The organism is Paracoccus isoporae (assembly GCF_900101865.1).
Lineage (GTDB): Bacteria > Pseudomonadota > Alphaproteobacteria > Rhodobacterales > Rhodobacteraceae > Paracoccus > Paracoccus isoporae.
Genome location: NZ_FNAH01000010.1, coordinates 101745 through 112213 on the forward strand (window position 1 = coordinate 101745; position 10469 = coordinate 112213).

A 10469-nucleotide genomic window follows, 5' to 3' on the forward strand; every position below is an offset into this window, starting at 1 on the left:
ATGACCGACGCGACCGCCGATCACGCCGCGCCCGCCGAACGGACCACGCCCCGCGCCCGGACCCGCCGCAGGGGCGGGGGCAGCGTGGTCGTGATGACGCTGTATCTGCTGTTCCTGATGCTGCCGATCTACTGGCTCATCAATATGAGCTTCAAGACCAATGCCGAGATCCTGGGCAGTTTCACCCTGGTTCCGATGAACCCGACGCTGGCGAATTACGCCACCATCCTGACTGATCCGGCTTGGTATATGGGGTACGTCAATTCGCTGATCTATGTGGTGATGAACACGGTGATCTCGCTCACCGTGGCGCTGCCGGCGGCCTATGCGTTCTCGCGCTACAGCTTCATGGGCGACAAGCATCTGTTCTTCTGGCTGCTGACCAACCGCATGGCACCGCCCGCGGTGTTCGCGCTGCCCTTCTTCCAGCTTTATTCCTCGATCGGGCTGTTCGACACCCATATCGCGGTGGCGCTGGCGCATTGCCTGTTCAACGTGCCGCTGGCGGTGTGGATTCTGGAAGGCTTCATGCGCGGCGTGCCGAAGGAGATCGACGAGACCGCCTATATCGACGGCTATTCCTTCCCGCGCTTCTTCATCCGCATCTTCATGCCGCTGATCGCGTCGGGCATAGGGGTGGCGGCGTTCTTCTGCTTCATGTTCTCCTGGGTGGAGCTGCTGCTGTCGCGCACGCTGACCACGGTGAACGCGAAACCGATTGCCGCGACCATGACCCGCACGGTCGGCGCGGCGGGGGTGGATTGGGGCGTGCTGGCGGCGGCGGGGGTGCTGACCATCATACCGGGCGCGCTCGTGATCTGGTTCGTGCGCAATTATATTGCCAAGGGCTTTGCCCTCGGCCGGGTATAAGGGGGACGGCGATGGCATGGATGGCATGGACATGGCCCACGGCGGCGTTCTTCGCGGTCATCGCGGCGCTGCTGGTGATCTTCACGATCTTCGCGATCCGCTATCCCGAGACGCCGCGCACCGGCGTTCTGGGGATCGAGACGACGCGCGGCGACCGGCTGTTCATCACGCTTCTGGGCAGCGCCTTCATCAACCTGGCCTGGCTGGGGCTGATAGGCGTGGCGCAGCCCGCCGCCCTGATCGTTTGCCTGATCTACGCCGCGGCGGTGTTCCGCTGGGTGTGACGCGGGGCGGGGCGCACGGCCGGCCCATGACTGACAACAACGACTTCAACACGGAGGAGACCATGAAACATAATCTTAAGACGACAACGGCCTTGGCGCTCGCGCTCGGCCTGCTGGGCCACCCGGCGCTTGCCGATATGGAGGCGGCGCGCAGCTTCCTCGATGCCGAAATCGGCGATCAGTCGGCGCTCTCGCGTGAGGAGCAGGAGGCCGAGATGCAGTGGTTCATCGACGCCGCACAGCCTTTCGCGGGCATGGAGATCAAGGTGGTGTCCGAAACTATCACCACCCATGAGTATGAAAGCCAGGTGCTCGCCCCGGCCTTCGAGGCGATCACCGGCATCCGCCTGACCCATGACCTGATCGGCGAGGGCGATGTGGTCGAGAAGCTCCAGACCCAGATGCAGTCGGGCGAGAATATCTATGACGCCTATGTCAACGATTCCGACCTGATCGGCACGCATTGGCGCTACCAGCAGGTGCGCAACCTGACCGACTGGATGGAGAATGAGGGCGCGGATGTGACCAATCCGGGCCTCGATCTGGACGATTTCATCGGCACCCAGTTCACCACCGCGCCGGATGGCAAGCTGTATCAGTTGCCCGACCAGCAATTCGCCAACCTCTACTGGTTCCGCTACGACTGGTTCACCGATCCCGAGATCATGGCCGCGTTCGAGGAAGAATACGGCTATGAGCTGGGCGTGCCGGTCAACTGGTCGGCCTATGAGGATATCGCCGCCTTCTTCACCGGCCGCGAGATCGATGGGGTCGAGGTCTATGGCTCCATGGATTACGGCAAGAAAGACCCCTCGCTCGGCTGGCGCTATACCGATGCGTGGATGTCGATGGCCGGCATGGGCGACAAGGGCGAGCCGAACGGCCTGCCGGTCGATGAATGGGGCATCCGGGTGAACGAGAACTCGCAGCCCGTGGGGGCCTGCATGGCGCGCGGCGGGGCGGCGAACAGCCCGGCGGCGGTCTATGCCGTCGAGAAGGCGGTGGAGTGGCTGAACGAATACTCCCCGCCCTCGGCCATGGGGATGACCTTCTCCGAAGCCGGTCCGGTGCCGGGGCAGGGCAATATCGCCCAGCAGATGTTCATGTACACCACCTTTGTCGCGCCCCTGGTCGACAGCCCGGCGGTGATGAACGAGGACGGCACCCCGAAATGGCGTCTCGCCCCATCGCCGCATGGCGTCTACTGGGAAGACGGCATGAAGGTCGGTTATCAGGATGTCGGATCCTGGACGCTGATGGAATCGACGCCCGAGGACCGCGCCAAGGCCGCCTGGCTCTATGCGCAGTTCGTGACCTCCAAGACCGTCGATGTGAAGAAGGCCCATGTCGGGCTGACCTTCATCCGCGAATCCACCGTGCAGCATGAAAGCTTCACCGAGCGCGCGCCCAATCTGGGCGGCCTGGTCGAGTTCTATCGCTCGCCCGACCGGGTCCGCTGGTCGCCCACCGGGACCAACGTGCCGGATTATCCGAAACTGGCACAGCTCTGGTGGCAGAATATCGGGGATGCGATGTCGGGGGCGAAATCCGCGCAGGACGCGCTCGACAGCCTCTGCGCCGATATGGAAAGCGTCATGGAGCGTCTGGAACGCGCCGGCATCCAGGGCGATCTCGGCCCGGTGCTGAACGAGGAGAAGGATCCGCAGGAATGGCTCGACGCCGAGGGCGCGCCGAAGCCGGCCGTGGCGGACACGCGCGAGGAGCCGCAGACCGTCAGCTATGACGAGCTGGTGAGTTCCTGGCAGTAAACTGTGATCCGGGGGCGGGCAGTGACCCGCCCCCGATTCGCACCGCGCACCGGTTTATCAACCCGAGCGTGCTGAGATACACGCAAGAACAACCCTGGATTGCAGAGCGAAATGGCGTGAAACGGCGCCGCCTCTGCAACGCGCAATCCGGACCGATAAAATTTCACAAAAGAAACTAATTCCACGCATCGCTCGGCGATCTGCGGCTTGACAGGCGACGACATCTCTCTGTTCCCTACGGGAAAACCGGGGAATGACCACGATGTTGAAGGGCCGCACCGACACTCCGCCTGCATTGCCAACCCCACGCCCCCGCTGGTTGCGCCTGCTGATCTTGGTCGGGCTGGGGTTCATCTTGTTCAACACGCTCGGTGTCGCGCTGTTTCTGGGGTCCGGACCCCGCATAGGGGGCGGGATGCTGGTGAAGCTGGTGCTGGTGGGCGCAGCCATCGCGGTGCCGCTGTGGAAATTTGACGGTCTGAACGTGCTGCGCAGTTGGTCGAACCCGGCCAAGGCGAGTTTCACGCAGACCGACGATCCGGCGACGGGCGCTGTGCTGTTCACGGTGACACCGGCCCGCGCGGCGCGGATGCCGGCGCTGCCGCTGTTTGCGATCGGTGGATTTCTGCTGTTCGTGGCGTTGATCGGCACCACCGGCATTGGCGGCTTTATCTGGGCCTATCTGGTGGCGATCGTGTTCATCGGCGTGGGATGCAGCTTCGTCCTGCCAGGCGCGGCGGATCGCAGGCCGGCCGACATCTCGGTCAGCCCGGGCGGAATTCGCCGCGACACGATCCATCTTCCCCTCGACGCCATTGCAGATCTGCGTGTCACGCAGGGCGGGCTGGTGATCGATGCCGATCCGCTGGTGGCGGGGCCGCGCGGGGTCTCAACGGCGGCGATGGCCGGCCGCCACATGGGCCGACGGCAATCCGGGCGCGGCTTTGCGGTGGAGATCCGGGCCGAGGGCGAAGGCCGCTATGACGTGCTGGCTGGTGGGTTGACCGAGGATTGCGCGCAGGCCTTGGCCACGGATCTGGTCCGGGCTCTCGCCACGGCGCGCAGCCAGACACCGGCAGCGTCCCCGGTGGGGGCGGGATGAACCCGGCATAGCGGCGGATAGCGGAGGACGGCGATGTGCGCCGTCGGACCGCCCGCCTGCGCCGGCATGAGTCAGCTTCCGTCCAGATCCCGCACCGCCTGCAGCAGCCGGTCGCCGTATTTCTCGTGCAGCTCGCCCGGCGAGACCAGGAAGGACGGGCCGCCGACATTCAGCCCGTAGACGGAGCTGCCATCCAGCGAGCGGATCGGGGCGGCGATCGAGTTGATCTCGGCCTTCCAGCCGCCGAAGCTGGTGCAGTAGCCGCGAGACTCATAGTCGCGCTCCGCCTCGCGCAGGCTGTGGATCATGCGCTCTTCCTGCTCGGGAAACTCGGCCACGCAGCGCCGCAGCAGCTCGGCCCGTTTCTGCGGCGGCAGGCCGACCAGAATGGCGCGGCCGATGCCGGAATAGAACAGCGGCAGCTTCGCCCCGATCTCGATGGACAGCGACATCGCCTGACGCTGGCGGCGCGTCGCCAGATAGACCGCACGGGTGCCGCTGCGCTCGGCCAAAGCGACGGTGACATAGGGATTCGGGCCGCTGATCAGCGCCTCCATCACCTCGCCGCCGCGCTCGCCCACATTGATCCCGGCAAGCGCGTTGAATCCAAGATGCAGCACCTTCGGTCCCAGCCGGTATTCGCCCGTGGCGTCGTAGCGATGCAGATGGCCGGTCTTGGTCAGCGTATAGGTCAGCCGCGAGACGGTCGGCCGGGCCAGCCCGGTGCGGCGCGAGATCTCGTGATTCGACAGATAGCGATCGTCGGGCCCGTAGCAGGCCAGAATGTCCAGGCCGCGCGACAGGGCGGTGACGAATTGCCGGTCCCCCTGATCGGCGGCCTGCCCGGCGGGCTCGGCCGCGCCGCTCATCTCCTCGTCATCCGGCATCTGAACCGGTTCCGCCGCCTTTGCCATTCTTATCCTTCCTTGCGCGATTCTTCGCTTCGCTGTGCGAAATCCTCGTCCGCGCAGTCTTCGATCAATAGCATAGTTTTTGCGCTCTGCGCAAAGACGCAACGTCAACTTCAAGCGCGAATGCGTCGCGGGTCGGGTCGTGCAGAGCGCAGAAATCCGCGCTCCGAGTCGCGAACGCTTGACAGAGAGGACGGTTTCCTTGTATTCCGTTCGCACTGCGGACAATTCGTTCGCAATTTTCTGGGGGAGTATCGGGGGCCGGACACGCGGCGCCCCGGATGGGAGGACGATCAATGAGTTTTGTCAGAATGACAGTGATGGGCCTGTCGGTGATGCTGGCCGGTGCCGCGCAGGCGCAGGATCAGGCGGCCGAGGTGGAACTGCCTCGCCAGATGTCCTGGACCGCCTATGACACCGGGTCGGCGGGCTTCAACCAGGCCGTGGCCATCGGCGGCGAGATGCAGAAGGCCTTCGGCACCAGCCTGCGCGTGCTGCCCGGCAAGAACGATATTTCGCGCATGGAGCCGCTGCGCCAGGGCCGGGTCGAGTTCTCGGCCACCGGCGTGGGCGGCAGCTTCATGGCGCAGGAAGGCGCCTTCGAGTTCGGCGAGGCGAAATGGGGCCCGCAGCCGGTCCGTCTGCTGCTTGCGAATAATGGAGGCGATATCGGGCTGTCGGTCGCGGTGGCCGGGGATCTGGGCATCGAATCCTATGCCGATCTGGCCGGCAAGCGCATTGCCTGGATCGCCGGTGCGCCGGGGCTGAACGTCAACATGGATGCCTATCTGGCCTATGCCGGCCTGACCTGGGACGATGTCGAGCGGGTCGAATTCGGCGGCTATGGCGCGTCCTGGACCGGGCTGATCGAGGGGCAGGTGGACGCGGTCTTCGGCTCCACCAATAGCGGCCCGGCTTACGAGGCCGCATCCGGCCCGCGCGGCATCGCCTGGCCGGCGATGGATCTGGAGGACGAGGCCGCCTTCAAGCGCATGACCGACATCGCGCCATTCTATACCCCCACCCATATCACCGTGGGCGCAGAGATCGACGGCACCGATGGCGTGGACGGCGCCGCCTATCCCTATCCGGTGCTGATCGCGGTCGAGGAAACCGATGCCGATCTGGTCTATAACATGACCCGCGCGATGGTGGAGCTGTTCCCGTCCTATGACGGCAAGGTGCCCGGCATTGACGGCTGGAGCCTGGATACCCAGAACTTCAGCTGGGTCGTGCCCTATCACGACGGCGCCATCCGCTATTTCGAGGAAGCCGGCGTGTGGAGCGACGAGGCGCAGGCCCATAACGACGAACTTGTCGAGCGTCAGCGCGTGCTGCAGGAGGCATGGGCCGCGCTTAAGGATGAAAAGCCGGATGACTGGGACTCCGCCTGGGCCGAACGTCGCCGCCAGGTGCTGGGCGATGCGGGCCTTCAGGTCGTCTTCTGATCCGATCCGGCATGTCCGGGGCGTCGCGGCCGCGGCGGTGACGCCCCGATCCCAACCACCCCTGTCCAGGGCGCGGCCCGTCTGCGGTGCGCGCGACCGGCGACCCCTTCATTCCAGAGGAGGCCAGTGTGCAGACTGCGCAAGACCTTTCCGATGAACCCGCTGGCCAGCCGCCGGAAGGCAGGCTGCAGCTCCGGGACTACGCCCTGATCGCGCTGACGGTGCTGGCCGTCGCCATGGTCATCAACCATCTGTTCAACCTGCGGCTGTTCGGGATCGTCCTTCTGGATGGCCGCTATCTGAACATCCTGGCCTCGCTTTTCCTGGCCGGGTCGTTCCTGATCTTCGACATTCGCGGCAAGCGTTTCGGGCCGACCAGCCTGGTGGACTGGCTGCTGGCGGCGCTGTCGCTGGCTTCGGGCAGCTATGTCGCGGCCAATGCGATGACCAACCTCAACGAGGGCTGGGAATTCGCCGCGCCGCAGACTGCCACCTGGGTCGCCTTCGTCTTCGCCGCCCTGGTGCTGGAGGCGACGCGGCGCGCCGGCGGGCTGGTTCTGGCCATCGTGGTCACGGTGCTGGCCTTCTATCCCACATTCGCAGGCCATGTCCCGGCGCCGTTCTCCGGCTTCCAGAGCACGCTGAGCGAGGCGTTCTCCTATCACGTCTATTCATCGGAAAGCATCTTCGGCATTCCGATGAAGGCGTTCGGCGGGGTGGTGATCGGCTTCATCATCTTCGGCGCGGTGCTGCAACAGACCGGCGGCGGGGTGTTCTTCAACGATCTGGCGCTGGGTCTGGTCGGGCGCTATCGCGGCGGGGCGGCGAAGGTGTCGATCTTCGCCAGCGGCTTCATGGGCTCGATGTCGGGCAGCGTGATCTCCAACGTGCTGACCACCGGGGTTGTGTCGATCCCGGCAATGCGCCGGACCGGCTTCTCGGCCAAGACCGCCGCCGCGACCGAGGCCTGCGCCTCCACCGGCGGCGTGCTGATGCCGCCGATCATGGGGGCCACCGCCTTCGTCATGGCGTCGTTCTTGTCGGTGCCCTATGCCGAAATCGCCATCGCGGCGGCCATCCCCTCGGCGCTGTTCTATTTCGCGCTGTTCGCGCAGATCGACAGCTACGCGGCGCGGCGCGATCTCAAGGGGCTGGAGGCGGCCGAGGTGCCGCGTCTGCGCGACACACTGCGCAGCGGCTGGCCCTATGTGCTGGTCTTCGGTCTGCTGATCTTCATGATGGTGGTGATGCGTCAGGAAACCGCCGCGCCGTTCTACTCGGTGCTGCTGCTGCTGCTCATCAATCAGTTCATGCCCGGCCACCGCATGACGATGCGCAAGCTGATAGGCATCGTCATGGCCGTGGGCTCCAGCCTGGCCGAACTGACCGCGGTGATCCTGGGGATCGGGCTGATCGTCGGCTCCTTCTCGGCCACCGGGCTGGCCGGCACGCTGGTCAACGAGCTTCTGTTCATCGCCGGGGACAATGTGTTCATCCTGCTGGTGATGGGGGCCGCGACCGCCTTCGTCTTCGGCATGGGGATGACGGCCACGGCCTGCTATATCTTCCTGGCCATCGTGCTGGCGCCCGCGCTCGAAGCCGGCGGTCTGGACCGCATGGCAGTGCATCTGTTCATCCTCTACTGGGGCATGGTCAGCTATATCACCCCGCCGGTGGCGCTCGGCGCCTATGCGGCGGCGACCTTGGCCGGAACCAGCCCGATGAAGGCCGGGTTCGAGGCGATGCGCCTGGGCAGCATCATCTATCTGGTGCCGTTCCTCTTCGTGCTGAACCCGGCGCTGATCGGCAATTCCGGCGCGGTCGAGGTGGCGCTGGCGGTGAGCTGCGCCTTCCTCGGCGTGGGCATGATCAGCATGGGGCTGCAGGGCTTCGTCAGCTTCCTCGGCCCGCTGGACGGGCGCGGCGGCATGGTGCTGCGCGCGATGCTGGCGCTTGGCGGCTTCTTCTTCGCCATGCCCGCCATGCCCTTTGCCGGCGTCGGCTTCGGCACCACCGCCCTTCTGGGCCTCGCGCTCGTGGCGCTGCCGCTGCTGGTGGCCTATCGCCGCGGCCGGCAGCCGGTCCCGGCGGAGGCAGGCCAATGAGCGGGGCGCAGGTGAACGGGATCGCCCCCGAGGCCTCGGCCCTGGACGAGGCGCAGACCCTGCGCCGCATCCACGAATTGCTGGAGCGTGGCGCGCCCGACCGGATCGCCATCCAGGACCATGACGGGCGCGAGTACAGCTATGGCGATCTGACCCGGCTGGTGGGCGAAATGGCCGATCTGCTGCGCGATCACGGTGTGCGGCCCGGCGACCGGGTGATGGTGGTCAGCGAGAACTGCGTGACCTTCATCGTCGCCACGCTGGCGCTGTCGCGACTGGATGCCTGGGCGCTGCTGGTCAATGCAAGGCTGACCGAGGCCGAGATCGCCCGGCTGACCGAGGTGGCCGATATCCGCTGCGCGCTCTTCACCGCCGAGGCGTCGAAGAATGCCCGCGCCCATGCCGAGATCATGCAGGCCAGCGTCATCGGCCGGCTCGATTGCGGCGAGGTGCTGGTCTCGCCGCCGCGCCTCGACAGCCGGGCCGAGCCGGTTGAGGAAGGTTCCGATCAGCCCGGCGTGCTGATCTATACCAGCGGCACGGTGGGCGAGCCGAAAGGCGTGGTGCTCAGCCACGGCAACCTGCTGTTCATGTGCTTCTCCTCGTCCAAGCTGCGCCGCATCACGCCGGAGGACACCACGCTGGCGGTGCTGCCCGGCACCCATATCTTCGGGCTGACCTCGGTGTTTCTGGCGGCACTCGCGCGCGGGTCGCGGCTGGTGCTGATGTCGCGCTTCGACGCGCAGCAGGTGCTCGACCATCTGGCCCAGGGGGTGACGATCTGCCCCGCCGTGCCGCAGATCTTCGCCGCCCTGCTGCGCCATCTGCGCGAGGCCGGGCTGGACACGCCGCGCCACTCGCTGCGCTATATCTATGCCGGCGGCGCGCCGCTGGATCTGGGGCTGAAACAGCGGGTCGAGGCGGCGTTCGGGCTGACCCTGCATAATGGCTACGGCCAGACCGAGGCCGCGCCGGGCATCTCCACCACGCGACTGGATCTGCCGCGCGAGGACAGCTCGGTCGGGCTGCCGATCCCCGGCACCGAGGTGGTCATCCACAATCCCGACGAACACGGGGTGGGCGAGCTTTGGGCGCGCGGCCCGAACGTGATGAAGGGCTATTACCGCAACCCCGAGGCCACGCGCGCCGCGCTGACCGAGGACGGGTTCCTGCGCACCGGCGATCTGGCCCGGCAGGACGGCGATGGCGCGCTCCATATCGTCGGGCGGCTGAAGGAGCTGATCGTGCATTCCGGCTTCAACGTCTATCCGCCCGAGGTGGAGGCGGTGCTGACCGCCCATCCGGCGGTCTCGACAAGTGCCGTGGTCGGCATGGCGCGCAAGGGCGACGAAGACGTGATCGCCTTCGTCACCGCCCATTCCGACGTGACCGAGGCGGAGCTGCGCGATTGGGCGCGCCGCCATATCGCGCCCTACAAGGTGCCGGCGCGCGTCATCATCGCCGAGGCGCTGCCGCAGGCTGCGACCGGCAAGATCACCAAGGCGAAACTGCTGGATCACTTCCGCGACCAGCTCGAAGACGAGGGACAGAACTGATGCTTGAAGGTTATATTTTTGACGGATTGCGGAGCGCGTTCGGGCGTCATGCCGGGGCGTTGTCGGGGATCCGGGCGGATGATCTGGCGGCGCAGGTGATTTCGGCGCTTGTGGGCCGGTCGGATCTGCCGGTGGAGCGGATCGAGGACGTGATCCTGGGCAATGTCTGCCAGTCGGGCGAGGACAGCCGGAACGTGGCGCGGTTTGCGGGGCTTCTGGGCGGTGTGCACGAGGCGGCGGGCGGTCTGACGGTGAACCGGCTCTGCGGTTCTGGGATGGCGGCGGCGCTGGATGCGGCGCGCTCGGTGACGGTTGGGGAGGCGGATCTGTATCTGGCCGGCGGCACCGAGAGCATGACGCGGGCGCCCTTCGTGGTGGCCAAGTCGCCCGCGGCCTGGGCGCGCCAGCCGGAGATCTACGATTC

Annotated in this window: 9 protein-coding genes; 8 read left to right on the forward strand and 1 reads right to left on the reverse strand. The window is 66.2% G+C overall.

Going from position 1 to position 10469, the window contains the following annotated elements; all coding sequences use genetic code 11:
• The 4 genes from BLT73_RS14295 to BLT73_RS14310 all read left to right on the forward strand — a co-directional run bounded on the left by BLT73_RS14295 (nt 1) and on the right by BLT73_RS14310 (nt 4025).
• Nucleotides 1-870: a carbohydrate ABC transporter permease gene (locus BLT73_RS14295; protein WP_176805112.1), complete on the forward strand. Its 870-nt coding sequence runs from the start codon at nt 1-3 to the stop codon at nt 868-870.
• Between the two features lie 11 nt (nt 871-881).
• A complete protein-coding gene (locus tag BLT73_RS14300; RefSeq protein WP_090524952.1) occupies nt 882-1154 on the forward strand; it encodes a DUF2160 domain-containing protein in 273 nt (90 codons plus the stop codon).
• A 62-nt stretch (nt 1155-1216) separates the two neighbouring features.
• Nucleotides 1217-2923 carry an ABC transporter substrate-binding protein gene (locus tag BLT73_RS14305; RefSeq protein ID WP_090524979.1) on the forward strand — a complete coding sequence of 569 codons (1707 nt, stop codon included), beginning with the start codon at nt 1217-1219 and terminating at the stop codon, nt 2921-2923.
• Nucleotides 2924-3176: 253 nt separating this feature from the next.
• Complete coding sequence (locus BLT73_RS14310; protein ID WP_245727345.1) at nt 3177-4025, forward strand: hypothetical protein; 849 nt, start codon at nt 3177-3179, stop codon at nt 4023-4025.
• 71 nt (nt 4026-4096) lie between these two features.
• On the opposite strand, the gene BLT73_RS14315 is transcribed toward BLT73_RS14310, so the two are convergent.
• Nucleotides 4097-4939, reverse strand: a complete 843-nt coding sequence (locus tag BLT73_RS14315; protein ID WP_245727346.1) for an IclR family transcriptional regulator — start codon at nt 4937-4939, stop codon at nt 4097-4099.
• Nucleotides 4940-5232: 293 nt separating this feature from the next.
• Between BLT73_RS14315 and BLT73_RS14320 the strand changes: the two genes are divergently transcribed.
• The 4 genes from BLT73_RS14320 to BLT73_RS14335 form a co-directional block, all read left to right on the forward strand.
• A complete protein-coding gene (locus BLT73_RS14320) occupies nt 5233-6384 on the forward strand; it encodes a TAXI family TRAP transporter solute-binding subunit (RefSeq protein WP_245727347.1) in 1152 nt (383 codons plus the stop codon).
• Between the two features lie 128 nt (nt 6385-6512).
• A complete protein-coding gene (locus BLT73_RS14325; protein WP_245727348.1) occupies nt 6513-8489 on the forward strand; it encodes a TRAP transporter permease in 1977 nt (658 codons plus the stop codon).
• The gene (locus tag BLT73_RS14330) at nt 8486-10045 is read left to right on the forward strand and encodes a class I adenylate-forming enzyme family protein (protein ID WP_090524955.1); all 1560 of its coding nucleotides are present in this window, start codon (nt 8486-8488) and stop codon (nt 10043-10045) included. The genes BLT73_RS14325 and BLT73_RS14330 overlap by 4 nt, the downstream gene beginning before the upstream one ends.
• A partial coding sequence (locus tag BLT73_RS14335; protein WP_483874353.1) for a thiolase family protein occupies nt 10045-10469 on the forward strand: 425 nt, incomplete at its 3' end. The genes BLT73_RS14330 and BLT73_RS14335, both read left to right, overlap by 1 nt.

Excerpts from the sequence above, each read along its gene's own strand:
- BLT73_RS14295 (WP_176805112.1), top strand. The coding sequence starts at position 1 with ATGACCGACGCGACCGCCGATCACGCCGCGCCCGCCGAACGGACCACG.
- BLT73_RS14300 (WP_090524952.1), top strand. The coding sequence starts at position 882 with ATGGCATGGATGGCATGGACATGGCCCACGGCGGCGTTCTTCGCGGTC.
- BLT73_RS14305 (WP_090524979.1), top strand. The coding sequence starts at position 1,217 with ATGAAACATAATCTTAAGACGACAACGGCCTTGGCGCTCGCGCTCGGC.
- BLT73_RS14310 (WP_245727345.1), top strand. The coding sequence starts at position 3,177 with ATGACCACGATGTTGAAGGGCCGCACCGACACTCCGCCTGCATTGCCA.
- BLT73_RS14315 (WP_245727346.1), bottom strand. The coding sequence starts at position 4,939 with ATGGCAAAGGCGGCGGAACCGGTTCAGATGCCGGATGACGAGGAGATG.
- BLT73_RS14320 (WP_245727347.1), top strand. The coding sequence starts at position 5,233 with ATGAGTTTTGTCAGAATGACAGTGATGGGCCTGTCGGTGATGCTGGCC.
- BLT73_RS14330 (WP_090524955.1), top strand. The coding sequence starts at position 8,486 with ATGAGCGGGGCGCAGGTGAACGGGATCGCCCCCGAGGCCTCGGCCCTG.